The organism is Haloferula luteola, assembly GCF_014201715.1.
GTDB classification, from domain to species: Bacteria; Verrucomicrobiota; Verrucomicrobiia; order Verrucomicrobiales; family Akkermansiaceae; genus Haloferula; species Haloferula luteola.
The window spans coordinates 65,289-91,739 of sequence record NZ_JACHFD010000014.1 but is presented as its reverse complement, the minus strand read 5'-3'; the positions used below and the strand labels follow the sequence as shown (position 1 = coordinate 91,739).

Annotated in this window: 25 protein-coding genes; 15 read left to right on the top strand and 10 right to left on the bottom strand. The window is 60.0% G+C overall.

Going from position 1 to position 26,451, the window contains the following annotated elements; all coding sequences use genetic code 11:
- Window positions 1-9 precede the first annotated feature (9 nt).
- From HNR46_RS14125 to HNR46_RS14105, 5 genes are read left to right on the top strand one after another with little or no spacing between them, the layout of a single operon-like run.
- On the top strand, window positions 10-1,041 hold the full coding sequence (locus HNR46_RS14125) for an AAA family ATPase (RefSeq protein WP_184019893.1): 1,032 nt from the start codon (window positions 10-12) through the stop codon (window positions 1,039-1,041).
- A 32-nt stretch (window positions 1,042-1,073) separates the two neighbouring features.
- Window positions 1,074-1,937 (top strand): DUF58 domain-containing protein, encoded by an 864-nt coding sequence (locus HNR46_RS14120; protein ID WP_184019926.1) that lies wholly within the window; start codon window positions 1,074-1,076, stop codon window positions 1,935-1,937.
- Window positions 1,938-1,964: 27 nt separating this feature from the next.
- Window positions 1,965-3,932 carry a vWA domain-containing protein gene (locus tag HNR46_RS14115; RefSeq protein ID WP_184019891.1) on the top strand — a complete coding sequence of 656 codons (1,968 nt, stop codon included), beginning with the start codon at window positions 1,965-1,967 and terminating at the stop codon, window positions 3,930-3,932.
- Between the two features lie 10 nt (window positions 3,933-3,942).
- On the top strand, window positions 3,943-6,147 hold the full coding sequence (locus HNR46_RS14110) for a hypothetical protein (RefSeq protein ID WP_184019889.1): 2,205 nt from the start codon (window positions 3,943-3,945) through the stop codon (window positions 6,145-6,147).
- Between the two features lie 36 nt (window positions 6,148-6,183).
- On the top strand, window positions 6,184-6,987 hold the full coding sequence (locus tag HNR46_RS14105; RefSeq protein ID WP_184019887.1) for an ATP-binding cassette domain-containing protein: 804 nt from the start codon (window positions 6,184-6,186) through the stop codon (window positions 6,985-6,987).
- 54 nt (window positions 6,988-7,041) lie between these two features.
- Here the strand turns inward: HNR46_RS14105 and HNR46_RS14100 are convergent, their stop codons facing one another.
- From HNR46_RS14100 to HNR46_RS14085, 4 genes are read right to left on the bottom strand one after another with little or no spacing between them, the layout of a single operon-like run.
- A complete protein-coding gene (locus HNR46_RS14100) occupies window positions 7,042-7,947 on the bottom strand; it encodes a transglutaminase family protein (protein WP_184019885.1) in 906 nt (301 codons plus the stop codon).
- On the bottom strand, window positions 7,944-8,957 hold the full coding sequence (locus tag HNR46_RS14095; RefSeq protein WP_184019883.1) for an alpha-E domain-containing protein: 1,014 nt from the start codon (window positions 8,955-8,957) through the stop codon (window positions 7,944-7,946). The genes HNR46_RS14100 and HNR46_RS14095 overlap by 4 nt, the downstream gene beginning before the upstream one ends.
- 3 nt (window positions 8,958-8,960) lie before the next feature.
- The gene (locus tag HNR46_RS14090; RefSeq protein WP_246418094.1) at window positions 8,961-10,424 is read right to left on the bottom strand and encodes a circularly permuted type 2 ATP-grasp protein; all 1,464 of its coding nucleotides are present in this window, start codon (window positions 10,422-10,424) and stop codon (window positions 8,961-8,963) included.
- Window positions 10,425-10,464: 40 nt separating this feature from the next.
- Window positions 10,465-11,112 carry a lipoyl protein ligase domain-containing protein gene (locus HNR46_RS14085; protein ID WP_184019882.1) on the bottom strand — a complete coding sequence of 216 codons (648 nt, stop codon included), beginning with the start codon at window positions 11,110-11,112 and terminating at the stop codon, window positions 10,465-10,467.
- 83 nt (window positions 11,113-11,195) lie between these two features.
- Between HNR46_RS14085 and HNR46_RS14080 the strand changes: the two genes are divergently transcribed.
- Window positions 11,196-12,011: a CbiX/SirB N-terminal domain-containing protein gene (locus HNR46_RS14080; RefSeq protein WP_184019881.1), complete on the top strand. Its 816-nt coding sequence runs from the start codon at window positions 11,196-11,198 to the stop codon at window positions 12,009-12,011.
- On the top strand, window positions 12,008-12,652 hold the full coding sequence (locus tag HNR46_RS14075) for a DR2241 family protein (protein WP_184019879.1): 645 nt from the start codon (window positions 12,008-12,010) through the stop codon (window positions 12,650-12,652). The genes HNR46_RS14080 and HNR46_RS14075 overlap by 4 nt, the downstream gene beginning before the upstream one ends.
- 102 nt (window positions 12,653-12,754) lie before the next feature.
- Here HNR46_RS14075 and HNR46_RS14070 read toward each other — a convergent pair whose 3' ends face one another.
- Complete coding sequence (locus tag HNR46_RS14070; protein ID WP_184019877.1) at window positions 12,755-13,192, bottom strand: YlbF/YmcA family competence regulator; 438 nt, start codon at window positions 13,190-13,192, stop codon at window positions 12,755-12,757.
- Window positions 13,193-13,374: 182 nt separating this feature from the next.
- Between HNR46_RS14070 and HNR46_RS14065 the strand changes: the two genes are divergently transcribed.
- The 5 genes from HNR46_RS14065 to HNR46_RS14045 all read left to right on the top strand — a co-directional run bounded on the left by HNR46_RS14065 (window position 13,375) and on the right by HNR46_RS14045 (window position 16,729).
- Window positions 13,375-14,142 (top strand): succinate dehydrogenase/fumarate reductase iron-sulfur subunit, encoded by a 768-nt coding sequence (locus HNR46_RS14065; RefSeq protein WP_184019875.1) that lies wholly within the window; start codon window positions 13,375-13,377, stop codon window positions 14,140-14,142.
- 255 nt (window positions 14,143-14,397) lie between these two features.
- The gene (gene nrdR / locus HNR46_RS14060) at window positions 14,398-14,883 is read left to right on the top strand and encodes a transcriptional regulator NrdR (protein ID WP_184019873.1); all 486 of its coding nucleotides are present in this window, start codon (window positions 14,398-14,400) and stop codon (window positions 14,881-14,883) included.
- Between the two features lie 68 nt (window positions 14,884-14,951).
- Window positions 14,952-15,527: a hypothetical protein gene (locus tag HNR46_RS14055; protein WP_184019871.1), complete on the top strand. Its 576-nt coding sequence runs from the start codon at window positions 14,952-14,954 to the stop codon at window positions 15,525-15,527.
- A 45-nt stretch (window positions 15,528-15,572) separates the two neighbouring features.
- Window positions 15,573-15,920: a histidine triad nucleotide-binding protein gene (locus tag HNR46_RS14050; protein ID WP_184019869.1), complete on the top strand. Its 348-nt coding sequence runs from the start codon at window positions 15,573-15,575 to the stop codon at window positions 15,918-15,920.
- Window positions 15,921-15,961: 41 nt separating this feature from the next.
- Window positions 15,962-16,729: an esterase/lipase family protein gene (locus HNR46_RS14045; protein WP_184019867.1), complete on the top strand. Its 768-nt coding sequence runs from the start codon at window positions 15,962-15,964 to the stop codon at window positions 16,727-16,729.
- Window positions 16,730-16,743: 14 nt separating this feature from the next.
- Here HNR46_RS14045 and HNR46_RS14040 read toward each other — a convergent pair whose 3' ends face one another.
- Genes HNR46_RS14040 through HNR46_RS14030 form a run of 3 tightly spaced genes read right to left on the bottom strand, consistent with a single transcriptional unit; the run spans window position 16,744 to window position 20,211 of the window.
- Entirely contained in the window at window positions 16,744-17,223 is a 480-nt protein-coding gene (locus HNR46_RS14040; protein ID WP_343076046.1) for a peroxiredoxin, read from the bottom strand.
- Between the two features lie 50 nt (window positions 17,224-17,273).
- Window positions 17,274-19,526, bottom strand: coding sequence for a DUF6600 domain-containing protein (locus tag HNR46_RS14035; RefSeq protein ID WP_184019863.1), 2,253 nt, complete (start codon window positions 19,524-19,526; stop codon window positions 17,274-17,276).
- A 46-nt stretch (window positions 19,527-19,572) separates the two neighbouring features.
- Entirely contained in the window at window positions 19,573-20,211 is a 639-nt protein-coding gene (locus HNR46_RS14030; protein WP_184019861.1) for a helix-turn-helix transcriptional regulator, read from the bottom strand.
- Between the two features lie 135 nt (window positions 20,212-20,346).
- Between HNR46_RS14030 and HNR46_RS14025 the strand changes: the two genes are divergently transcribed.
- Window positions 20,347-21,450 carry a phosphotransferase enzyme family protein gene (locus HNR46_RS14025; RefSeq protein ID WP_343076045.1) on the top strand — a complete coding sequence of 368 codons (1,104 nt, stop codon included), beginning with the start codon at window positions 20,347-20,349 and terminating at the stop codon, window positions 21,448-21,450.
- 7 nt (window positions 21,451-21,457) lie between these two features.
- Here HNR46_RS14025 and HNR46_RS14020 read toward each other — a convergent pair whose 3' ends face one another.
- Entirely contained in the window at window positions 21,458-22,525 is a 1,068-nt protein-coding gene (locus HNR46_RS14020) for a CgeB family protein (protein WP_184019859.1), read from the bottom strand.
- A gap of 27 nt (window positions 22,526-22,552) precedes the next feature.
- On the opposite strand from HNR46_RS14020, the gene HNR46_RS14015 reads away from it, so the two are divergent.
- On the top strand, window positions 22,553-23,434 hold the full coding sequence (locus HNR46_RS14015) for a hypothetical protein (RefSeq protein ID WP_184019858.1): 882 nt from the start codon (window positions 22,553-22,555) through the stop codon (window positions 23,432-23,434).
- Here the strand turns inward: HNR46_RS14015 and HNR46_RS14010 are convergent.
- A complete protein-coding gene (locus HNR46_RS14010) occupies window positions 23,428-25,317 on the bottom strand; it encodes an ABC transporter ATP-binding protein (RefSeq protein ID WP_184019856.1) in 1,890 nt (629 codons plus the stop codon). The genes HNR46_RS14015 and HNR46_RS14010 overlap by 7 nt on opposite strands.
- Before the next feature lie 238 nt (window positions 25,318-25,555).
- Between HNR46_RS14010 and HNR46_RS14005 the strand changes: the two genes are divergently transcribed.
- Window positions 25,556-26,446, top strand: coding sequence for a glycosyltransferase family 2 protein (locus HNR46_RS14005; protein ID WP_184019854.1), 891 nt, complete (start codon window positions 25,556-25,558; stop codon window positions 26,444-26,446).
- Window positions 26,447-26,451 lie beyond the last annotated feature (5 nt).

The window sequence follows — 26,451 nt, the reverse complement described above, 5'->3', positions numbered from 1 at the left end:
CGCGATTCCATGGAAGAACCTGCTCCCGCCCTGCCGCTAGATGCATCCGATCTCCCACCCGACGACGTCGCCGCCATTGATGAGCTGGGAAAAACTTACGCCGCTTTTCGACAGGAACTCGCCAAAGCCATCGTCGGCCAGGAAGACGTCATCGAAAAACTCGCGATCTGTCTGTTTGCCCGTGGCCATGCCCTGCTGATGGGCGTGCCCGGCCTTGCCAAGACCTTGCTGATCTCCACGGTCGCCAAGACTTTTGACCTGAGCTTCAGCCGCATTCAGTTCACTCCGGATTTGATGCCAGCCGACATCACCGGGACGGACATCATTCAGGAAAATGCCGCAGGTCACCGAGAATTCGAATTCGCCGCAGGCCCGGTCTTCGCCAACTTGGTCCTCGCCGACGAAATCAACCGAGCTCCCGCCAAAACCCAATCCGCCATGTTGGAGGCGATGCAGGAGAACAAAGTGACCGTGCTGGGTCGCACCTACGACCTCTCTCCGCCCTTCTTCGTCCTCGCCACGCAAAACCCGATCGAGCAAGAAGGCACCTATCCCCTGCCGGAAGCCCAGCTCGACCGCTTCATGTTTCTCATCGAGGTCGACTACCCCACGGCTGAAGAGGAAAAGCGGATCGCCCGCGCCACCACGGGCTCGGCCAAGCCGGTTCTGAACGCGCTCATTGATGGGCGCCGGATTCTTGCCTTCCAGGCGCTGGTTCGGCGCATGCCGGTCCCGGATCACCTCTACGACCACGCCGTCGCCATGGTGCGCAAGACCCGCCCAGCCATGCCGGAGGCCCCCGCTTGGCTCAAAGAATGGGTCGCCTGGGGAGCCGGTCCGCGTGCCGTGCAGTACTTGATTCTCGGGGCCAAGGCTCGGGCGGCCCTGCAGGGTCGCTACATGGCCAGCCTGGAAGACCTCGAAGCCGTGGCTCCCTCCGTGCTTTGCCACCGGGTGATCACAAACTTCTCAGCCGAATCGCAAGGCATGACCTCCCGCAAAGTCGTGGAACGTCTGATCGCTGAAATGCACGAATCGTGAGCCCACCCCGCTACGAGTTTCTCGATGCCGACATGCTGTCCCGGCTCGGCTCGCTTCCGGTCGAAAGCCGCACCGCCATGGTCGGCAACGTCGCCGGTCGCCACGCCTCCCCGCACCGCGGGTCTTCCGTGGAATTTGCCGAGTACCGAAAATACGTGCCTGGTGACGACATTCGCCGTCTCGATTGGAAGGCCTACGCTCGCTCGGACCGCTACTACATCAAGGAGTTCGAGGCCGACACCAACTTGCGGGCCTATTTTGTCGTCGATGGCTCCGGCTCGATGCTATTCGCGGGCAAGGGCGAAGCCAAAGTCGCCTACGCTCGGCGCATTGCTGCCTCCCTGTCTTATTTGCTGGTCAATCAGGGGGACGCGGCAGGTGTCTCCATTTGCACCGAGAAGCTCCACCTCGAAGTCCCGCCGAGTCGTCGCCCAGCGCACCTTCAGCGCATCTTTGACACCTTGGCTGACTTGGAACCCGGCGGTGAAACCGGGCTCGTCGGTGCCCTTCACCAGATTGCCGAAAAGATCAACCAGCGCGCATTTGTCGTCATTCTCTCCGATCTCTTCACGGACCCCGCCGCCCTTTCCGAAGCCCTCCAGCACCTGCGCTACCGCAAACATGACATCTCGGTATTTCACCTGATGGATCCGCAGGAATTGCACTTCGATTTCGAGCGCCCCCACCGCTTCGTCGACCTCGAAGATGGCACGGCATTGGTCGCCGAGCCTTCGTTGATTGCCGAAGAATACCAAGCTGCCTTGAGCGAATTCATGCTTTCCGTCCGGGCCAAGTGCCACGACGCCACGGCCGACTACCAACTGGTGTCCACCGACACCCCCTTGGAGCCGTTGCTGCGGGAGTTCCTGATTCACCGCATCCCCAAGGGAAAATAGTCCCGCGCCAACCTTTTCCTTCTCGCCTTGTTCTTCCTCTCTCCAACGATGCTTTGGGTGCTGCTGGCCGCAGCCATCCCGATCATCGTCCACCTGCTCAACCGGCGGCGCCATCGCACCGTGAAATGGGCGGCAATGCAGTTTCTGCTCAAGGCATCGCGGGAAAGCCGCGGCAAAAAGCGCCTGCGCCATCTGCTGATCCTGACCTGTCGGGCCCTGGCACTCGCCGCGCTCGCCTTCGCCGCAGCCCAGCCGGTGGTGGGTGGATTCTTTGGCCTCGGGGCGGGAAAGCCAGACCTGATCGTCGTCGTTCTCGATCGCTCAGCCTCGATGGAGTCTTCCCCGGCCAACTTTGGACACAGCCGACGGGAAATCGCCCTGATGCGCCTCAAGGGAGCCCTCAAAGACTTCTCCGGCAGTCGCGTCGTGATGATCGACAGCGCCAGTGGGCAAGCTCAAGAAGTCCCCTCTCCCCAAGTTCTGGATGAACTGACCTCCACAGCCGCCACGGACACTCGCGCCGATTTTGCCAAGCTCCTCGGCCAGGCCGCCGACTACCTCCTCCACGCCTCTGGGAAAGCCGAAATCTGGGTCGTCACGGACCTTCAAGCCGCCAACTGGCACCCCGAAGATGCCCTCTGGGAGACCACCCGCGCCGCCCTCACCACCCTCCCCCAGCCTCCGCGCATCCGTATCCTTTCCGTCGCCGGCAAGGACTCGGCCAATCAGGCCATCCGCACTCTGTCCGCTCGACGAGCCGGAGATACCCTGGTGTTGGGGCTGGAGGTCGTCCGCACCGACGAGGCCACCCAGCCCCTCACCTTGCCCCTGAGCATCCAGCTCGATGGAGCCACCCTGACCGACTCCATCGCCATCAGCGGGCAGCGTCTGCAACTCGAGAAAACCGTTCCCCTTCCTCCGGAACGCGAGAACGGCTTTGGCTGGATCAGCCTGCCGGGCGATGGCAATCCGCGCGACAACGTCAGTTACTTCGCCTACGGACCGGCACGCCCCGTGAAGTCGTTGGTCGTCGCCACCACTGGAGAAGCCGCCACCTATCTGGGCCTGGCCTCTGCTCCCGATGGATTTGCCGGCCAATCCGCCGCCGTCTCGTCCGCGGATCAGCTTCCCGAGCTGAGTGACCTCTCCACTCTGTTTTGGGCCGCCCCGCTCCCCCAGGGGGAAACGGCTCGCGACGTCCAACAATTCCTCGAACGAGGCGGACAGGTCGTGTTTTTCGCGCCCCCCGGGGACGATTCTTCCTCTTTTCTCGATCTCTCCTGGAACCCGACCGAAACGTCGCCGCCGGAGCAGTATTGGATCCTCTCCCAATGGGAGCGCGGCGATGGGCTACTCCGCGATAGCCTCGACGGAAGCCCTGTGCCGGCCGATCGGCTCCGTGCGATTCTCCGTCGCACTCCCACGGGGGATGCGAGCGTCCTCGCCCGCTGGGACGATGGCGAAACCTTTCTCGCCCGGAAGATTGTCGGTGCCGGCACCTTGTGGATGGTCGCCACACTTCCCGATTATCAATGGTCCAATCTCGGTGACGCCGATGTCCTGCTGCCCCTTTGCCAGCGCGCCGTCGTCGCCGGGTCCAAGCGCTTTGAAACCGGCCGCCTCACCGAAGTGGGTACGTCTCTGCTTTCGCCCTCTGCATCGCGGATCGATGACTACCCCCACCGAGATACCGCTGAACCGCGCTTTCTCGCTGGCGTCTATCGCTCCGAAGACGGCCCCCTCGCCGTGAATCGCCCCACGGAAGAAGACCTCGTCGGCGCTCTGGATCCCGCCGGCCTCGACCTGCTTCTCGATGGCACCGATCACTCGTTGTTTGAGGACAATCGCACCTCCGCGAGCGATGCTTTGGGTCGCCCCATTTGGCAGGCTCTCCTGGTTGCGATGCTTCTGCTGTTGCTCTCTGAGGCCCTCCTATGCTTGCCGAAACGCACACCAGCGACCTTGGCCACGCCTCGACCCCTGACCCGCGCCTGACCCCCACCTCTTGAACTTCTCGATCCAGTCCCTGCATTTCAGCCCCACCCCGACCCTCTTCGTGACCGGCCTGGTGGTGATGGCGCTCATGGGCGGGCTCTCTGCGGTGATGGTGAAACGCAGTGTCCATCCCCGCCGGACCGCAGGGGTGGAGACTCTCCGCCTCCTCGCCACGCTCGTGGGAGTCCTGTTTCTATGGAAACCAGAGTGGCGAACCGTGCTCCACCCGGAGACACGCCCACGCATCATGGTGCTCACCGATGTCTCCGGCTCCATGTCCACCGCCGATGCCGAAACCCCTGAGGGCGAAGTGGTTTCCCGTCGCGAGCGCGTTCAGCAACTGCTCACTCCCGAATTCTTGGAGCAACTCTCGGCAGGGGGAGCGAATGAGGTGATCCAGCAAGAGATCTGTGCCGCGGTTCCCGACGAGCCCCTTTCCGGCACCGACCTGACCACACCCCTCATCGATCTTTTAGAAGCGGAGAATCATGTTCGCGCCGTCCTCCTCCTGTCGGATGGCGATGACAACCTGGGTCAACCCCCAGTCGTCGCGGCCCAGAAGATGCTCCAGCGAGGCATTCCGTTGTTCGCCGTTCCCATCGGCACCGAACAACGACTTCCCGACCTCGACCTCATTGCCGTCAACGCTCCCACCTACGGCATCGTCGGTGAGAACGTCCAAATTCCGTTCACCATCCGCTCCTCTCTGGACCGTGAAGTCCGTACCACCCTGCGCCTCACCGATGGCACCGGCCGGTCCCGCACCAAGGAAGTCGTCCTCCTTCCAGGCGTCGAAAACTACGAGTCCATCCTGTGGCGCATCCAAGCGGAAGGCTCCAGCACCCTGACGCTGGAGGTTCCATTTGCCGATGGCGAACGAGTTCGCTCCAACAATCGTCGCGAGTTCAACCTCACCGGACGCCCGGAGTCCATCAAGGTGCTGGTGATCGACTCCCTTCCGCGCTGGGAATATCGCTACCTACGCAATGCCCTCTCACGCGATCCGGGAGTCGAACTTTCCTGCCTGCTCTTTCATCCCGACCTGGGCCTTGGACAAGGTCCCGACTATCTCTCCGCCTTCCCTTCCAAACCGGAAGAACTCGCCACCTACGATGTGATCATGATGGGCGATGTCGGCGTCAAAGACGGCCAACTCACCACCGAGCAATGCACCATGATCGCCGGGTTGGTGGAAAATCAAGCCAGCGGCATCGTCTTCCTGCCTGGCGAACAAGGCAATCAGGCAAGCCTCCTCGACACCCCCCTTGGCGATTTGATGCCGGTGATTCCCGATGCCGAACAACCTCAAGGCATCGTCGACCCCACCCCGTCGCCTCTCGAACTGACCGGAGAAGGTCGCAGCTCGTTGCTCACCTTGTTGGCCGACACCGAAGAAGCCAATCCGGAGGTATGGGCATCGTTGCCGGGCTTCACCTGGCACTCGGCAGTCAGTCGGGCCAAGGGTGGTGCCCAGGTGCTCGCCGTCCACTCGAACCGCCGGACCCAATATGGTCCGACCCCCATCATCGTCACCGCCACGGCAGGTTCAGGCAAAGTCCTTTACATGGGCATCGACTCCGCCTGGCGCTGGCGACGTGGTGTGGAAGACAAATACCACTATCGTTTCTGGGGACAGGTCGCCCGTTGGATGTCCTATCAACGGAACATGGCTCAGGGTCAGCGGATCCGACTCTACTATTCTCCCGAGCGACCAGAGCCGGGAAATGTCGTGAGTTTCCACGCCAATGCCTTCGCTTCCAATGGAGCCCCCCTCGAAGAGGGCGAAGTCATCTTGGATGCGGAGTCTCCCGAGGGCGAAACCCATTCCATCTCCCTGACCAAAAGTGATGCCTCGTGGGGAGCCTACTCGGGCAAACTCCGCATCACCCAACCCGGCCAATGGAACATCTCCGCCCACATTGCAGGAGAACCCGATTCCCAGGTCGAAACCCGCCTGCTCGCCCAGGGCGTCGAACTCGAAAAAATCGGTCAACCTGCCCGCCCTCAGGTCCTGGAAGAGCTGGCACGAATCACCCGGGGAAGATGGCTCCCCCCGCAGCGCCTTGGCGAGCTGACCCATGAAGTCCGGGCCCTCCCAGAACCTCGCCCCATCGAAAATCGGATTCCTCTGTGGTCTCACTGGCTGCCACTTACCCTCCTCATCTCGCTTCTTTCCGCATTCTGGATCGCCCGCAAATGGAACGGCACGATCTGAGCTTTCGTCCCCTCGCACACCTCTCACTCATTTCCCGTGGCATACCTCGAAATTCAGGACCTCAAGACCCATTTCCACCAACGACAGGGTTCCCTCTTCAATTCAACGGTCGAAATCATCCGTGCCGTCGACGGGGTCTCCCTCCAAGTGGAGAAAGGTGAAATTCTCGGCCTCGTGGGGGAATCTGGCTGCGGCAAGTCCACCCTTTCCCGCACCGTGATGCAGCTTCAGCCACCCACAGCGGGCTCGATTCGCCTGGATGGAGTGGAACTGACCGAGCTTCCTCCTGCCGAAGTCCGCCGCCGTCGCCTCGATTTTCAAATGGTCTTCCAAGACCCCTATGCCTCTCTCAATCCACGGATGACGGTCTTCGCCACCTTGGCTGAAGCGATCCGCCAACGCCATCCCAAGCTGACCGGAAAGCCACTGGCCGATCGAGTCAGCGAGCTGATGGAAACAGTCGGCTTGGCACCCCGGTTCCAGAAGAAATACCCTCACGAGTTCTCCGGCGGACAGCGCCAACGCATCGCCATTGCCAGAGCCCTTGCTCCTGAGCCGAAATTGATCATCGCCGATGAGCCCGTGTCTGCCCTCGATGTTTCCATCCAGTCCCAGATTCTGAACCTACTCAAAGACCTCCGCGAACGGTTCGGACTGACCATGATCTTCATCTCCCACGACCTGGGCGTGGTCCGCTACCTTGCCGATCGGATTGTGGTGATGTATCGCGGACGAATCGTCGAGGAAGGCGAAGCCGAGCAGGTCTTCAACCACCCCCAAGACGCCTACACCCAGCGGCTGCTCGCCGCCATCCCGGGCATGGCGGAGATGAGCCACTAAAGGACTTCTGCGAAGCGCCCCTTTTCGCGGAGCGCCCCTTTCCCGCCAGCAAGATCAGATTTTCTCCACCTCCACGGTGACGGAAAGGCGGCACTGCGCCGTCCCGTGGTAGGTCCCCTTGATCGGGGCCACATCATCGTAGTCGCGACCCACCGCCACTTTGATGAAACGCTCGTCGGCGAGGCAGTTATTGGTCGGATCAAATCCGACCCAACCCACTTCGGGTAGATAGATCTCGGGCCAGGCATGAGAGGCCTGGGCTCCAACCAGCTTGTCCCGAGGACCATTGTAGAGATACCCGGATGCGTAACGAGCCGGCAAGTCGATGGCCCGACAAAGACCAATCATCACGTGGGTAAAGTCCTGACAGACCCCCCGCCGCCCGGCGAATGCTTCCTCCAAATGCGTGCTGACGTGAGTACTCCCCGCCTCGTAGGTGAAGTGATCATGCACCCACTCCATGATGCGGCTGGCACGGTCAAACACCTTCGGAAGATCCTCCGTGAGATCAATTGCCTGACGCCAAATCTCCGGATGCTTGGAAACATAGCGACTGTCCTGCAGATAGGCCCAAGTCGTCTCACGAACCTCGGAGTCCTCATAGTAATCCATGCAGGCCTCTCTCGCCTCTCCAGGGATTTCCAAGGGAAGATTGACGATCCGAAAGCGACTCTCAATTTCGAGCCGTTCGTGCGGACGATGAATTTCGAAGTAGTGCGTCGTGTTCTCGAACAGATCAGAATACTTCTGCAATCGGGTCGCCGGCAGCACCCGAACCGTCGACATCAAAGTCTTTTGAAACGGAAAGGTTCTCGGCTCCAAATGCAGGGAATTGATGCTGTCCTGCACGGGTGCCCCATACTGGAATGTCGTCCGGTGGAGCACGTTGTATTTCGGCCCGACCGGCGCACTCTGCCGCCCTCTGTTTCCAGCCTCCTGTTCCTGCACGGCGGCGATCATTGTTGCTCCTGCTCCATCTGCCAAGCCGCCACCGCCGAAACGGTTGTCACCTCCACAGCCGGAGTGGTTTCCAGCTGATCCGGGAGCAGCACGTAGGTATCGAAAACTTCTCCACCGACATCGTTGATGCCCGATTGAAGCTGATCGAGATAGGCATGCAGACCCTTCTCCATCACCTCCTCGAGAGTTCCATAGGACAGCTCGGAAACCAGCTTGCCTGCCAAGCGCTCGGCACTGTTCTCGTAGCCCCCGCGCGGGGTCCCGGAAATCCGGTGCAAGCACTCATCAATGCGGTCGAAGCAGTAGGCCACCGATCTGGGGAAGCTCTTCTCAAAAAGCAAAAACTCCGCGACTCCGGAACGGTCCACAGGTCCAGGTTTCAAGGACCGATAGGCGTCGAGAGCACCACACGACTTCAGAATCGAAATCCAGTGGTCACTTGAATCCGCATACTCCGGTGGCAGGAAATGAGCGACGTCAAGAAACCGGGTCGTCTTGTCCGCCCGTTCCAAATACCGCCCCAACTCCATGAACGCCCAGGCTTCTCCACGCAGCGTCGTCCCCGAAGCGATCCCGTGGAAACAAAAAGTCCCCCGACGCAGTGCGCTGAAATAGTCCGCACGATTCGACTGGAGCATGCGCTGCGAAGCGTCGGAATTCACGAAAAGGTAGAGCGAATTGATCTCTTCCCACAAGGACTCCGAAAGCTGATCCCGAACCATTCGGGCATTTTCCCGCCCTTGGGCGATGCACGAGGCGATGCTATTCGGATTGCGACGGTCACTTGTCAGGAAATGCACCACCGATCCCAATCCTTCCGGATTGAGTTCGAAATAGAGCTCCTCATCTCCCGTGCTCGCGATGATGGGACGCCAGAAAGTCTCCTCCCGGCCGTCGCTTCCGAAATCGAGCAGCACCCGTTCGTTGACTTCAATCAGACGGGCGAGGTTGTCGGCCCGCTCGATGTAGCGGACCATCCAGTAAAGGCTGTTGGCAACTCGTGATAACATGACTCAATCCCTCAAAACCCAAGTATCCTTGCTTCCCCCGCCTTGCGAGGAATTAACGACCAGCGAGCCTTCGCGCAGCGCGACCCGCGTCAGACCGCCTGGGACGATCTTCACCTCGCTTCCATAAATGATATACGGCCGCAAGTCGACATGTCGGCCCGCCATCATGCCATCGCAGCTCGTCGGGCATCGCGAGAGCGAAACCACAGGCTGTCCAATGTAGTTGCGGGGATCCGCCTCGATGCGTTTGCGAAACTCTTCCAGCTCCGCCTTGGTCGCGGTCGGCCCCATCAACATCCCGTATCCACCCGATTCATTGGCCGCCTTCACGACCAACTCGGGCAAGTGGTCCAGCATGAACTTGCGATCTTCATCCTCGGACGCCAGATAGGTGGGGACGTTCGGTAAAATCGGCTCCTGGCTCAAATAATAGCGAATCATGTCCGGAACAAACCGGTAGATCACCTTGTCGTCCGCCACGCCGGTTCCGACGGCATTGGCCAACGCCACATTTCCTGCCCGGTAAGCTCGCATCAGTCCCGGCACCCCCAAAACCGAGTCCTTTCGGAAAACGGTGGGGTCGATGAAATCATCATCAATCCGGCGATAGATGACATCCACCCGCACCAAGCCTTTGGTGGTGCGCATGTAGACAAAATCATCCACCACCACCAAGTCGCGCCCCTCGACGATCTCGATCCCCATCTCCCTCGCCAGATAGCAATGCTCAAAATACGCGCTGTTGTAGCATCCAGGCGTGAGCAACACGCACACAGGATCCCCCTCGCGGTGAGGAGAAACGTGGTGGAGCATCTTCCGCAATTCCGTGGGATAGGTATCGACCGGGCGCACTCTTGAGCCCGAGAAAATCTCCGGAAATGCCCGCTTCAGCGCATTGCGATTCTCCAACAAATACGATGCTCCAGAAGGGCAACGACCGTTGTCTTCCAGCACATAGAATTGGCCGTCATCACCGCGAATCAGGTCCGAGCCGCAAATGTGGATGTAGATGTCTCCCGGCACATCCATGCCACGAAACTCCGGGCGATAGTGCTTGGCTCCATCAATGTGGTATTGCGGCACCACGCCATCTTTGACGATCTGCTGGTCGTGGTAGATATCGTGGAGAAAAAGATTCAGCGCGATGATCCGCTGCGTCAGGCCCGCTTCCAAATTCTCCCACTCATCCGCAGGAATGATCCGCGGCACCGGGTCGAAGGGAAAGATCCGCTCCGTTCCGCGATCGTCGTGATAGACGGTGAAGGTGACACCTTGGCGAAGGAAATGCTCGTCGCACGCCGCTCGACGGCGCTCGAACTCGTCATCGGTCATCTTCTCGAATTTCTCGAGGACGTCCGAACAACTCGTCCGCACCTCTCCGGCGGACGAGAACATTTCATCATAGAATTTTCCGGGTTCGTATCCTTGAAACATGAGCCTTGCGTGGACTTCCAACCTTTTGAGCATGGCATGGGCCAAGTGTCTAGAAAGCATGGAATGATGACACTCAGCGGCGAAAATTCCAGGCTTCCGTTCCGTACCGCTCGCGGACCGACTGCCGGAGCCGGTCAGCCGGTGGCTCCCATCGCACCTCCTCGATGGATTCCGCCAAGCGCGCCAGAAAACGCTCCACCTGCACTTCCCCTGGAACCGGTGCCACGGAACCTTGATGCAATAGGCCTCGCGCACTCCTTCTTTGTCCTGCCCCGGCGATTTTTTTGCCCCGTGCATCCAAGACATCGTGTTCGGCCGGAATCTCAAAACAGGTCCCGCCTTTCACGGGCGGCCGATCCGCCGCGAGTCCGGCACCCTGCTCCGACAGGGCGTCCGCCAGCGCCTGGTGAATCGCTCCATAACTCGCCCCTCCCTTCTCCTCCGCTAAGGCCTCTCCCCGCGGAATTGCCAAGGTATACGTCCAATCCTCACGGTGATCGACCATCCCGCCCCCTGTCCAACGTCTCACCCAAGGAACGTTCCCGTAGGTCGCCCGCATCTCGGCTGCTGGAACAAAATAACCGCAACTCGCCCACTCCCCCTGCCATCCATAGATCCTGACGATCGGAATCTCCGAGGTCTCAAGGAGCCATTGATCCACGGCCATGTTCTCTGGCCCACTCCGCAGCACCTCGTCCCGCCAAACCCGCAGTCTTTGCATGGTCTCATCTTGGGAACCGTGCCCCCTGCCGGCAACTCTTCAAACAGCCTTGCATCCACCGCTCCGCCGCTCAGCTTCTGCCCATGCCCATCGCGCCGAAGCCCGACAGCGCCCTGCTCATCGTCGGTCACGGGTCCACCGAGAACCCGGACTCCTCGACTCCCTATTTCGACCACGCCCAGGAAATCCGTGACCGAGGACTTTTTGCCGAAGTCCATTGCTGTTTTTGGAAAGAAGAGCCCTCCATGCGTGAAGCTCGCTTCCTCATCGAAGCCGAGGAAGTCTACGTGGTTCCCGATTTCATCAGCGAAGGGTATTTCACCCAAGATGTGATCCCCCGCGAACTTGAGCTCACCGGTCCCACCACCCATCGACATGGAAAAACTTGGCACTACACCCTGCCAGTGGGCGTCCATGATTCCATGACCGATCTCCTGCTGCGCCGTGCACGCGAAGTCGCACCCGAGGTCGATCCTGCGACGACGACCCTTTTCATTGTCGGCCATGGGACGGGCCTCAACCAGAATTCCACCAAAGCGATCAAGGACCAGGCCACCCGAATCTTCGAATCCGGAGCCGGTTACGCCGCCGTCCTCGATGCCTACATGGAGGAACAACCCCTCATCGCCGACTGGGCAACCTTGGCACAAACACCCAACGTCGTCGTGGTTCCCTTTTTCATCGCCGATGGCCTCCACAGCTATCAGGACATCCCGGTGCTTCTCGGCATCGAGCCCGAGGTGGGACCCGCCGCCAGCCAACGGGAGGTGTTTCGCCACAACCCCCATGCGCTGCGGGAAAAGACCCTCTACTATTCATCCGCCATCGGAACCGAACGCCACATGGCGGATGTGATTCTCGACCAAATCGCTGACTTCGACCTTACTCATCGTTCATGATCGCCGAACGCCTGGCTCAAGCCGTCCGCGATGGGATCCGCCAAATCGGAGAGGTTCTCATCCTCCCTGACACCGCCGAGGCTCCTTTCGCTCTCTGCCACCATCGAGACGCCGATCAGCTCGATCGCCTCGAGCGCCACCGCTCACCGTCCGCTGCCCGCGACCTCTCCACTTGGGCTGAAGACGGCCATTATCGATTTACCAAAAGCGAACTCTCACTGCGTCGTGGCTGGCTCATGCTGCTTTCCTCCGCAGAGGAGCTGCGCACCGCTCTGGACCTCTTCTATCCAGCAGGAGTCGGACTGTGGCTGGCGTCCCAGGAGGGAACGCTCGACGTTCAGCACCTTCGGGAAAAACTCGATCGTCAAACCGGCATGTATCGCTTCGCTCGCCACCTCAGTGCAGAGGGAGCCCAAAAACTCGTCGCCGACGTGTGCGGCCCCGCCCATTGCTGCGTGAAGAGGATTCTTTGGCAGCTGGATTCTGAGACGCCTCTCGTCGACAGTGAAGCCAGCCGTTTCCCAGGACACCTCCCCACTGGCCGACCCGCCATTCCCCTGCTCTGCAGAGAGGCCTGCAATCACTTGGTTGCCGAAGCTCGCCGCGCCTCGAAGGCCGAGGCCGACGCTCGCCATGCCTGAGCCCACCCTCCCCCATCTCCACGCCTTCAAAGACGTGCTCGATCCGACCCCGGGAGACCGACCCCAGAGGATCGATTCTCTCCCGGTGTCAGGAGCTGGAATTCAGTGGCTGCAACCGCAACCCCCACCACCGCCGCCTCCGCAGCAGCCACCGCCCTCCGTGGCGGCGATTTCTTCGTTCGAGGGCACGTGGCCGAGCTCCATGGTCAAATTGACGTATTTCATGACCGAGCGCTGGAGCGTTTCCAACTCCCCTTGGGCATCCATGAAGGACCGAGCCACCGGATTGGCAAACAGCTGCTCGCGGGCGGCTTCAAATTCGCGAATCTCCGAATCGCTCAGCTCCACACCTGCATGCTGCTTGTGGTGAAGTTCGCTACCCCGCTCGTGCACACCGCGGTACATCAGGGTCGCTTCTTCATCTTCCATAAAGGTCTCCACATCCCCTTGCAGCGCCTGAAACCGGGAATCCCCGGCAATGGCCGCACAAAGTTCGCGGACTTTCGTCATCACAGCGGAATCATCGGCAAGCATCGACATGCCCGTCCCCTAGCCCCCTCCGATGCCAATGGCAAACGGGATTCCGGGGAAACTGCGGCAGCTTCCCCATGGGCCGGGAGCCGATACGCCGATCAAATCGCAATCCATGCGCCCTTGACGGCGGGTTTTTGCTCGCGGTGGCAGGGGCCGTCCCTACATTGGCTCCAGCGATTTTTCTCACCATGGCGAAGCTCCAACTCACCCTGAAGGTATGGCGTCAGGCCGGTCCAAACTCCCCCGGCAAGATGGAAACCTACGAAGCCAAGGACATTCCTGAGGAGGCTTCGTTTCTCGAAATGCTCGACATCGTCAACGAACGACTGGTCGACCAAGGCACCGAGCCCATTCACTTCGACCACGATTGCCGCGAGGGCATTTGTGGAATGTGCTCCCTGACCATCAATGGAATCCCCCACGGCAAGGACCGTGGCATCACCACTTGCCAGCTCCACATGCGGAAGTTCCGCAGTGGCGATACCATCTGGATCGAACCCTTCCGCTCGCGTGCCTTTCCCGTCATCAAAGACCTCGTCACCGACCGCAACTCGTTCGACCGCATTCAACAGGCCGGAGGATTCATTTCAGTTCGCACCGGTGCGGCTCCAGATGCCCACGCGGCCCCCATCGGCAAGGATGCCGCCGACGCGGCCTTCGCCGCTGCGGCCTGCATCGGATGCGGTGCCTGCGTCGCCGCCTGCAAAAACGCCTCGGCGATGCTTTTCGTCGCCGCCAAAGCCTCCCACCTCAGCCATCTTCCCCAAGGACAGCCGGAGCGCGATCGCCGCGCCCTCGCCATGGTCCGTCAAATGGACGAAGAAGGCTTCGGCGGGTGCACCAACCAATACGAGTGCGAAGCGGCTTGCCCGAAGGAAATCAGCGTCGATCACATCGCCCGGCTCAATCGCGACTACGCGACCGCCATGCTCAAGGAGCAATTCGTGTCCGCCTGAGCCGCCCGAAAAATCCCCATTCACCCCAGGCCGACGGAGAATTCCGTCGGCCTTTTTTTGTCCCGAATCTTGGAAATGCGGGAAATTCAAAAACTCCTGAGCCCATTCTTGCCACGGATTGCCCCGACCACCGGTCCCATCAAAAACTTCCCTTCATAGCTCTTCACCATCCGGGCTAAGACACTAAATAAGCTAGCATTTTCCTTCACGCGATACCGTATATTGTGACACACTGAGCCATCGCTTTTTTCACCCATGCGCTGCGTTCAATGCGGTTCTCTCAAGGACAAAGTGCTCGACTCCCGAATGAGCAAGGAGGGCACTTCGATCCGTCGTCGGCGCGAGTGCCTGGCGTGCAGTTATCGCTACACGACTTACGAGACCATCGAGCGCACCGAGCTCCGCGTCACCAAACGCGACGGCAGCAAGGAGGCGATCAATCGCGAAAAGATTCGGGGTGGCCTGATCAAAGCCTGCGAGAAGCGTCCCGTCTCAATGGAACGCATCGACCGTGCAGTGGAGGAAATCCTCACCGAACTTCACAAGGACCACGTGAGCGAAGTGCCTTCGTCGTCCATTGGTGCCAAGGTGATGGACAAATTGCACCAAATCGATCCCGTCGCCTACGTGCGCTACGTCTCGGTTTACCGGCAATTCGAGGATGTCGGCGAATTCATCCGGGAAATCCAATCGCTGGAGCGGCGAGCCGCCCGCGACCCGATGCAGCGACGCCTCTTTTAACACCCCACTGATTCACCTCACCCTTACCCCAACCGTCCCACTCACCGAATTTACCCCATTTCTCCCGAGTGATCGCCCTCATCGGCAACCGCCCCGTCATCCAAGTCGGCCGCCACCAGGTGCACGACTACGATACCGGCTGGCTGGGTGATGCCCTCCGCCGCGCCGCCCGCGCTGCGGAACGGGAGGACTTTCCGTGCCTCGACGACATCCAACGTGGCATCGAAGAATACCTCGAGAGTCGTTGCTCACTGCAATTGCTTCCCCTCCACGAGCTCTTTGACCGACTGCGCAGGATGCTGGAAACCATCGGCTGCCGGCCCATCGCGGAGAAGCTCGAGCCCTTGGCTCCACCGATCACCCTTTGTCTGGAAACGCTCGCCCTCGAAGTTGGGCAGGCCTTCGAGCTGGGATTTTTCTCCCGCTTGCGCGAGGAACTTGGTGAGCTTCGTCGCGCGGGTGCCGAAGAAGTGCGCTTCATTCGCCTGCGCGAGTCCGTGCTGAAACTGCGGAGCGTCGAAGAATGGGATGCGGAGTGCGATGCCCTCGTCCATGAGGTTCGCGACTTTCTGCGCCTTCAGGACAAAGAACTGCGGGGCAACCGCCCCTTTGCCTTCCGAGTGGAAGGGGAACGCTTCGAATAAAGCCTATCCCTTGCCATCCCAGGCAGCGCGTGCCAGCCTTGCGGCATGGCGGAGAAGACGCTTTTTGAGAAAATCCGGGACCGAGAACTCCCTGCCGAGATCCTTCACGAAGATGATCTTTGCCTCGCCTTCAAAGACATTTCCCCACAGGCACCCACCCATTGGCTGGTGATTCCCAAAAAACCGATTCCACGAGTCGCCGAAGCCACAACCGAAGATCAGGCAGTTTTGGGTCACCTCCTCCTCACCGCTGGGAAAATCGCGCGGAAGGCAGGCTTCGCGGAATCGGGCTTCCGCTTGGTGATCAACAATGGACCCGATGGTGGCGAAGCGGTCCCTCATCTGCACGTCCATCTTCTCGCAGGACGCCCTCTCACCTGGCCCCCAGGCTAATCGCTCCTTCGATCCGCCTCGACGCAAACACGATCTTCCCCATGCCCTCCCCTTTCCTGATCCCACTGATCGCGACGGCCTCACTCGCCGCCGCCCAGCTGCCAGAGCAGGCTTGGCAACCCGTGGAAGCTCGGCAGATCGTCCTGGTACATGGAATTTGGCAAAACGAATCCCTCAGCTTTGGGCGCCTGCGCACCCAACTCGAAAAGGCGGGAATTCCCTGCATTTCCCCCAGCTTGAAACCTGCCGATGGGCGCGATGGTCTTGAGCCGATGGCCCAACAGCTCCAGCAATCTATCGACGAACAATGGGGCCCCGAATCTCACTTTGTGGTGGTGGCGTTCAGCATGGGAGGTCTGATCTCCCGCTACTATTTGCAGGAGCTTGGCGGAGCGGAGCGTTGCGACGCCTTCGTCACCCTCTCCACACCTCACCACGGCACTCAAATGGCCTTTTTCCACTATGGGTTAGGAGCCGCCGAGATGCGTCCTGAGAGCCCTTTTCTCCATCAGCTCCAGAAATCGGCGGATCAGCTCACCGGGATTCCACTGCTTTCCTACCGAGCCGAACAGGACTGGGTCATCGTCCCCCGTGAAAGCTCCATCTGGGAACCCGCCGTCAACATCGAGTTGCCGGTCTACCTCCATCCATCGATGCCGAAAGCCAGCTGTTTCATCGCTGACTTTTTGACTCGCTTTGAGTTCCCCGAAGCCACCCGCCCGGACCTCCTCGATCCTCAGATTTTTGCAACCCCGGAACGCCCATCTACGACACGCCCCCGCTTTTCCGGTTTCCGGCGTGGACTGTGACCGATCGAGATCGCCTAGCCGCCCGCTTGCTCTAAAGCCTTAATGAGCCGCTCAAAATGCTCCTTGGGCTTCACCTTCTCAAGGATGGCTTGAATCTCTCCTGTCGGCGAAATCAGAAAAGTCGAACGCTCCGTTCCCATGTAGGTCTTGCCATACATGGATTTCTCGACCCAGACACCGTAGGCCTCCACGATCCGCTTGGAATCGTCCACTAAGAGCGGATAGGGCAAAGATTGCTTTTCGATGAACTTCCGATGGCTGCTTTCGGCATCGATGCTCACCCCGATGACCTCCAGACGCCCCTTCAGCAGAGCCCATCCGTCCCGCAACTCGCAGGCTTGAGTGGTGCATCCAGGAGTCGCATCTTTCGGGTAAAACACGAGCGCGACCCAGCGACCACGAAAGTCGTCTGGACCGACCGAGCGAGTCGATCCGTCAGGAAATACAAGGAGGCCGGAGTAATCCGGAGCCGGTTGACCCAAGGCAGGTTTCACGCCTGCAAAGCTCATCGACTCCTGAAGCGACCACAAGGCTTTCGTGAACCTTACCGGTTGCGACGTTCCTGTTGCTGACGTTGCTGCTGCTCCTGGCGGGCACGTTCCTGCTGCTGACGTTGCTGCTGCTCCTGGCGAGCGCGTTCCTGCTGCTGGCGTTGCTGCTGCTCTTGGCGGGCACGTTCCTGTTGCTGGCGTTGCTGCTGCTCTTGGCGAGCGCGTTCCTGCTGCTGGCGTTGCTGCTGCTCCTGGCGAGCGCGTTCCTGCTGCTGGCGCTGCTGCTCTTGGCGAGCGCGTTCCTGCTGCTGGCGTTGCTGCTCTTGGCGGGCCCGTTCCTGTTGCTGGCGTTGTTCCTTCTCCTGGCGGGCGCGCTCCTGCTGCTGGCGCTGCTGCTCTTGGCGGGCCCGTTCCTGTTGCTGGCGTTGCTGCTGCTCTTGGCGGGCCCGCTCCTGCTGCTGGCGTTGCTGCTGCTCTTGGCGAGCCCGTTCCTGTTGCTGGCGTTGTTCCTTCTCCTGGCGAGCGCGTTCCTGCTGCTGGCGTTGCTGCTCTTGGCGAGCGCGTTCCTGTTGCTGACGCTGTTCTTTCGCCTGATCGGCCCGCTCCTGCTTCTGGCGTTGCAACTTCTGCTGAGATTCTTGCTGTTGCTGACGGCGGGATTCCTCCTGCTGCTGTTTCATCGACTGCTCAGCCTTCTTCCGCTCTTGCTGCCGAGTCTTTTCCTCCGCCTGGAGACGAGCCGCTTCTTTTTGCCGCTGTTGTTGCTGCTCACGAACTCGTTCCTGCTGCTGCTTGAGCGCTGCTTGTTCCGTCTTCTTCCGCTCTTGCTGAAGTCGCTTCGCCTCCTGTGACTGCCGCCTTGCGTCGTCTTGGCCACGACGCGGCTCCTCTTTCACGTTCGGCACGGAAGGACGGACATCTCTTGAGCCAGGACGAACTGCCGGCTGGGGAAGTGGCTTTGCCAGTTTCTTTTGAATCCACTGCTCCCGGGCATCCACCACGGCGAGCCGGTTCTTCTTCAGCTGCTGCTGCCGCACATCATTTACTTGGCCTGCCCAACGATTCCGAGCCTCGTCACGTTGCTTGCGCTGTTGCTGATAGCGCCCCATCCATTCCCGGTTCACTCCTCCGGCAGCCCGCTCGACTTGAATCGTCTTCATCGGTTTGCCCAGCTTTGGAGGACGGATGGCAGGGTTCCAGGCCGCATTGAGGGAAGGCGCAAAGACGCGAATCGAGCGATCCACCTGCCGCGGAGCCCGCATGCCCGGAGCCCTCAATCCCCCAATCGGATCGAGATCAATCCTGCGGACCGGCCACGGAGTGGCCACCCGACGGCGAAGATTCGCGTAATTGGGGCCGCAGGCCATGGGGCGGCCATGCACATAGTAAAAATTGGTGCACGGCCGGGCTTGGGCCCAAAATCGCCGATACTGAGGAAAGGGCACGCAGTGCCTCCAGATGGGAGCGGCCATGTAGCGTTCCTCCACGAAAATGAAGCACACCTCGGCGATCCCGAAATCCACCTCCACGTTGACCCCCCAAGGCGTCGGCGAGCCGACCATGGTTTCGGGAGGCAACGGCGCCCAGCCGACATGACCACCGCCATGTCGCCATGCCACCCAGGCAGGTGCCCATTCCCCGCCCGGAACCCAGCACCACCCGCGCCCCGCAAGGAGAACCCAACGCCCATAGTGGTAGGTGGCCCATCCAAAGGATTCGTCGGAAACCCACAGCCATCCGCGATCACTGCACACCCAACGCCCATGAGTGTAGGGACGCCATTGCCGATCCTGCACCACGACACGAGGCTGGAAAATGTAACCATAGTCCGGCGTATCGAACCATTCGCCCTGATCCTGCAAGGAATCATAGAAGAGCCCATAGTCGGCCACCGGCTCCTGATAGGTTTCCGGAACGATTTCCAGTTCGTCCTCCAGTGCCTGCGATCCCGCGAGGTCCTTTTCCCGCTCGGTCAGATCCGCCTCCCACGCCTCCAGCATGTCTCTCTGGGCAGCGGGGTCATTCTCATCCACGGCCACCGCCACCGGGACGGATTCAACAGGATCGATCTCGGAGAGTTCCTCCTCTTGGAGCGATCGAGCATCGGCCAAGGCATCGCGTTCCGCTTCCAAGCGCTGGCGCTCAGCCTCAAGCGCCTCACGCTCAGATTCGGCGGCTTGGCGAGCTTCATCCAATGCCGTTAGGACGGCTTCCGCATCCTCTCGTTCGACGGAAGACGAGGGCGAACGATCGCAGGCGGTGAGCAGAAACGCTCCGGCCAGGGACAGGGAAATCAAGGTTTTCATCGGTCGGAAGGGGTGATGCCAAGATCAGACCCCGGAACCGCTGCCTTTATTCACGCACCCCCAGAGTCGCAATCTCATAGTCAACGCGAGCCGGCCCTCCGCGTCCACCGGGAACTTCCTTACGCACCACCCGACTCCCGAGAAGCTCTTCCATCATCCTCAACTCGAACTGGATCGCATTGGGAAAGACCTCCTGAATGGCCCGAAAGGGATGATGGTATTCTTCGATCCGAAATCCCCGTTGAGGATCGTATTTGCAGCGGCTGAAACATCCGACCTTGTCCCGTAGCCCCGACAACAACGTCGCCTTTTCCACCAGCGATTTGGCTCGCTGGAGCCGCGGCCGCCACTCTTCTCCCAGCTGCTGAAAATAGTGAAGCAACAAGCGCTCCGGAGCGGTATCTCCATAAACCTGGCGCGCCGCCTCCAGTAAGCCCAGTGAGAGTTCCTTGCCCGCATCTGGAAACAAGCCCTCCGCCTTGGGCGCCAGTCGATACATGATCTCCGGCCGACCCACCTCAGTCCGGGGAACACGCCACGTTTCGACGAAGCCACGTTTGCGGAGGGCCTCACATTGGTCCTTCACCCCCATGTAACTGCCTCCCAGGCGCCTCTGGAGTTCCGGCACCGGCATGCCACCGGATCGCTTCAGCTCCTCGAGGACATTCACCCACGACGTTTTCACCAAATCCCGGAACCCTTTCAAAAACACCTCGGCACGTTCCCGGTGCGACGCCATCCACGCAACCGAAAAGCCTGTTCCGCAGGCAGTTCCGGTTTCACTTGTCGGGCCGGCCCCGTAACCCCGAGCATCCGCCGCGTGCACGACTTGAAAACGATCTCCGGCCTGTTCGATATGCGGGCCGATTTCATCCAGGCCCAGCCATACGGCTCCGGTCACATCAATGACACCTATTGCGCCGTTTACGATCAAGCCGGCCGACCGATGCGGTACATTCACCAACGCATCAATGACCACGTCTTCAAGAACCCAGCCGCGTTGATGGAGAACATCGAACGGGTGACTCGCCACTCGCTGCAGCGGCTCCTCGAAATGGATCACCCCGAGGCGCACCGGCGAACCCTCGTGACCATTCCCGCCCTCGATGGCCGGCCTTGGGCACGCGATGCTGATGGAAATTGGTGGCGAACGTTCCCCTTCATTGAGGGCGCCAAAGGCTACGACGAAGTCGAAACCCACCAACAAGCCCGCGAAGCGGCAAAGGCATTCGGCGAATTCCAGAAGCTCGCCGCCGACCTCGGGGGGCCCCGACTTCACGAAACAATTCCCGATTTTCACCACACTCCGAAGCGCCTTGCCACGCTCCAGGCGATTGCCAACGAAGATTCAGTCAGCCGGCGCACTCGCGTCGCCATCGAGCTCGAATTCGCTCTGGATCGGGAGATGGACACCCGAAAAGTCACCGATCTCATCGCCCTCGGCAAAATCCCCGAACGCGTCACCCACAACGACACCAAGCTCGGCAATGTTCTCCTCGACGAAGTGACCGCCGAAGGAGTTTGCGTGATCGATCTCGACACCACGATGCCCGGATCCGTGCTCTACGATTTCGGAGACATGGTGCGAACCATCTGCCCCAGCACTCGTGAAGATGAAGCCGACCTGAACCGCATCGACTTGAGACTCGACCGTTTCGAAGCGCTGGTCGACGGCTACCTTACCAGCGCGGGTTCTTTCCTCCTACCTGCTGAAATCGCCCTGCTCGCCGAGTCAGGAAAACTTCTCGCCCTGGAGTGTGGCATTCGCTTCCTGACCGATTTTCTCGATGGGGACCGTTACTTCAAAACTCATCGGCCAGACCACAATCTCGATCGCTGCAGGGCCCAGTTCGCTCTGGTGCGCGCCATCGAGAAGCGACTTCCAGAAATGGAAGACCTCGTCGCCCACCGAGCTGGCATCTAAGGTTCGTTCACATCCCCGCCTCCCCCAACAGTCGGCGGGCTCGATGCAAAAACGTGTGCTCCGCGAGAACCCGCTCGCGACCCGCTCGAGCCACCTGATCGGCATATTCAGGGTTTGCCAACAAATGGCGAATCGCCACTGCCAATCCGGCAAAGTCGTCATATCCGATGACTTCCTTCCCGGGTTCGAAACACAACGGAAGATCCGGCACCTCCGGGTACAGCACCGCCCCTCCGCTACAGGGTGCTTCAAATGCCCGGAGGTTCAATCCACACTCGGTATTTCCCGGTTGGAGAGGGCTCAGGCAGCCCAAATAACTGGCGTAAATCTTAGCCAACGAGCCGGATGATATCCGTCGCCCTCTCCACGGGCGGAGAAAATCACGACAACCCGGCCCGAAAACCTCGATGGGCAGTCCCTCTGACTTCACCCGATCAAACAGGGCACGGCGATGCTGACTGCACTTCCCCGCAAATACGACGGCAGGCTTTCGGGGCCGATCTCCCATCCAAGGATATCGCTCCGGATTCACGGCAAGGGGCAGAAAACTCAATGGGGCCGCCGAGCCGTAAAACTTCTCCAAGGCGGGAATGCAGCCACTATCGAAATAGTACACTTGGTCAAAACATGCCTCTTGCCCGTGAGGCACCCCGCCCATGTGATCGCACAGCCACCCCACCACGTGAGTATTCTTGAGACTGGGTGCCAATCTCTCCCACGCCGAATTCACCAATCCTCCCCGATTCTGAAACACCACCAGATCGGGTGCGAAGTTCTCCAACTCGGCGATCATGCGATCGACCACGGCAGGGTTCTCTAGATCCCGCCGCCCTTCTCGCTTTTCCGCCCACCTTTCCGCCGCATTCAACGCTTGGGTTCCGATGCCTAAAACCTCAGCACCGGCCTCTTGAAAGCCCTGCTGCAGATCCTCGAACCACGTGAGAATACTCCGTGATTTTCCGACCACCGCCACCCGCGGACGCGCCTTCGCCTGCTCCATCTCGGAGGGCGTAGCAATCCCCCCCGAGGCGGTCAATCCGCGGCTGTCGGGCAAGCCATGGTTGCCGAAGGCCATCCGGTCCGGTTAGCTGCCTCGTCTCCCATGCTGGCTTCCCTATTTCGCCCCCGCCCCTCCTACCTGACCTGCGCAGGCCGGGACGATGGTGGCGGAGCTCAGATCATTGCCCAGATCTCCGTGATGGCTCTCGCCAAGCTTCGCGGTCTCACCTACGCCCACACCCCCCTCTCCGACGTCGCCCACCGCCCTGAGGATCAATCTCGCGAGGCTTGGGCAGCAGCATGGGAAGAGCGCTTTCAGCTTGGCCACGGCGAAATTTCCGCACAAGCGCTTCTCGATCAAGGACTCTCCTTCCGTGCGATCCGAAGGGCTCATCGCTTTTTGCCGCGCCCCCACACGGTCCATCAGCTCGCACACGCCCACAAAGTCACCAATCGCCACCCAGAGGTTCTCGCCAAACTGGCACCTGAGCTCCGTGAGCGCTACCTGCGGACTCCGACCCCGCCACTCCGGTTTGACGAAGGCAAAATCCGAGTCGCCTTGCATCTGCGTCGCGGTGATGTCGGTGCGTCCGGGCTCTTCTCCGAACGGTTCACGGAAACCGCAACGGTGGTCGAACGAGTGCGTCATCTACATCGTGTCTTTGGCCGCGAAAACCTTCACCTGATCCTCTTTTCCCAGGGAAAACCTGAGGATTTCGAGCCCTTCACCCAACTCGGTGCCGAACTGCAGCTCGATTTCCCGGTCTTCGACACCTTTCATCACTTCGCCGCATGCGATGTCCTGCTCACCGCCATCAGCACTTTCAGCTACCTCGGCGGATGGATTGGCGGACCCGTTTGTTTCTACGAACCCTTCTGGCATCCACCCTTGCCCGGATGGCACTCGGTCGATGAGCTAAAAACACTCGCGCCCCATGTTCTCCGAACAGAGGTGGAAAGCGCCCGCGCCCGCGGATTTCAATGACGCTGGCGCTCAAGAAGCGCACGGAACAGATCATGGGAAGCGGCGAGCTCATCAAATGTGCCGTCACCCACAATCCTCCCGCCTTCGAATACGAGAATCCGGTCGGCAATGCGGATGCTACTGAATCGGTGGGCGATGATCAGCGTCGTCCGCCCCTTGGCCAGAGTCGCCAGCTCTTGCTGGATTTGAGCTTCGCTTTCAGAGTCCAAAGAGGCGGTCGCCTCATCGAGGATCAGCACCGGAGCATCCTTCAGGAAAGCACGCGCAATGGAAATCCGCTGGCGCTGACCACCAGAGAGTTGAGCTCCACGCTCGCCTACCATCGTGTCGTATCCATGGGGCTTGGCACGAATGAAGTCGTCGGCATTGGCCATCTTCGCCGCCTGAATGACCTCTTCGTCGGTCGCATTCATGCGTCCGAGCCGGATGTTGTCACCAATGGTTCCTGAAAAGAGCACGGCCTCTTGGGGAACCAGAGTGATCTGATTCCGCAGGTCCTTCAGGCGCAATTGCCGAATATCGAGACCATCGAGTTTCACCGCGCCCTCCACCGGATCGTAGAACCGTGGCACCAAGCTGGCAAAAGTGGTTTTGCCCGCTCCCGAAGGACCCACCAAAGCCACGATCTGCCCCGCAGGAATCTGCACCGCCACCTCTTCAAGGGCGGGCTTGTCGTCGTAGTGGAACGATACGGTCGAAAACTCCAGACTCCCGACGGCCCGGCCTATTTCCACCGGATTCTCGGGATCCCTGACATCCTCGTCCGCATTCAAAATCACCTCCAATCGATCAAGGGAGGCTTCCCCCTCCTTCAACCGGCTGAACACCGCGGCAATCTTTTTCATCGCATCGTAGGCCAAATACAAGGCCCCCACCACAGCAAGAAAGCGCTCCAAGGTCAGTTCATGGCGAGCTCCGTAATACAGAGCCACTGCCACCACCAACGCCGCCAGAGTTTCAATGATCGGCATCGACGAGAAGCGGTACTTGAGCACCTTCATGTTCAGCGTGTTCCAACGCGCCTTCCCTTCCTCAAACCGCCGGTTCATCAATTCCTCCAAATTGAACGCGCGGATCTCTCGAGTCGATCCCAGCGACTCGACCAACACCGCCGAGTTGCTGCCCGCCTCCGCCTGCATCCGCGCCGCACGGAACATCAGGCGCTTCGCCATCAAACGCACCGGCACCACCACCAATGGAATGCTCAACAAACACAGCATCAGGAAAAATGATTCCTGATGACTCAAGCCATCGGCCACCAAATATCCGATCGCGGCAATCAGCGTGAACGGCTGCTTCAGCAAGTCGTTCGCGGCCGTCGTGACGATCGACTGAAGCATGCTCGCATCCCCCATCACCCGGTTGGTGAGGTCCCCGGTTTTCTTCCCTGAAAAGAACGCCAAGGGTAGCCGCTGAATCTTGGCAAAAACCATCCCTTGAAGCTTCACCAACACCTCCACCCCCGCACTGGCGACCCAGTAGACGTTCAGAAAATTGGAAATCCCCCGCACCGCAGCCACCAAGGGAATGATCGCGCAAGCGCTCATCAGCAAAATACTGCGACCCTTTTCCTCGCCCCACCGCTGATCGAAGTACTCGCGAACCGCCTCATGGTCATTGATGAAGCTCGCCGTCTTTTTGACCCCGTCGGGCACCAGACTGTCGAGCCACTGCCGAAACTCACCTTTGGGCTTTGGGGGCTCGGGAGCCGATTCCACCGACTCGATTTTGTCGGATCGGAAGATGATCGGAAACACCGTTTTGATCATCAGCGGCATGCCCGCACCACTGGCCAAAGCATACACGATCCCCGCCGCCAATCCGGCCAGGAATCGGCCTCGGGCGCCTTTCAGAAGGGCAAAGTAAGGGGCGTAGCGGTTCATCGTCCGGCCCATCCTTGTCAGGGGCAAGCGATCGACAAGCTTCATTTCCGGCCGGATCCCGCCGCCTCTCCATGGCACCGACCCACCCCGCACTGGGACGCGCCAGCCCTTGAAATTCACCCACTCCGCCATCCTTCCCCTCTAAGCTACCGGCTTTTGACTTGCCTCTCCACCGCCCTGTCAGAACCTTTCGCGGCGTGGATTTCTGGCGATCCTGCCCACCGTCCTCCTGCATCCCATGGCCACCCTTCCCAGGATTTCGATCATCACCCCCTCTTTCAACCAAGGGGAGTTTCTTGAGGCCACCTTGGAATCCGTTCTCGGACAGCACTACCCCGAATTGGAGTATGGAGTGATCGATGGCGGTAGCACTGATGGCTCCGTCGAGATCCTGAAACGCTATGCAGACCGTCTCGATTTCTGGGTCTCCGAGCCCGACCGAGGTCACGCCGATGCCATCAACAAAGGATTTGCCCGGACTCAGGGCGAAATCATGGCCTGGCTCAACTCCGATGACCTTTACACTCCCTGGTGCTTCAAGGCGGTCGCCCAGATCTTCGATCAATTTCCGCAGGTCAACTGGATCGTGGGCTTCAATGGTTGGTGGAACGCCCAGGGCATCATGACGCACGCCGAGCGCACCCCTAAGAACATCCACGATTTCCTCCTTGGCCGCTACTACGGTTGGATCCAACAGGAATCGGTCTTTTGGCGCCGCAGCCTGTGGGAGGCGGCTGGAGGTTACATCAGCCAAGATAAAAAGCTGATGGTCGACGGGGAACTCTGGTCACGATTCTTTCTCCACGACCGGCTCTACACCGTCGACGCCGTCTTCGGGGGATATCGCGCTCACGGCACCAACCGCGCAGGTAAGTTTCTCGACGATTGCCTTCGAGAAATGGACGAGTCCGTCGCCCACATGCGCCAGCAGTGCCCTCCTGAAGTTCTCAACCAGACGCGACGCCTGCGGCAACTGAGAACTCTTGCGCGCAAAACAGGCCTCAAGAAACAGGTCGCCCGTCAGGGCCGAAAATGGTTTCCCCAAATATTCGATGCTGCGGACTACGACAACATTCACTGGGATGGTGAAGCCTGGGTGCATCGCAAGCTGCCTTACTCACTCACCTGAACGGT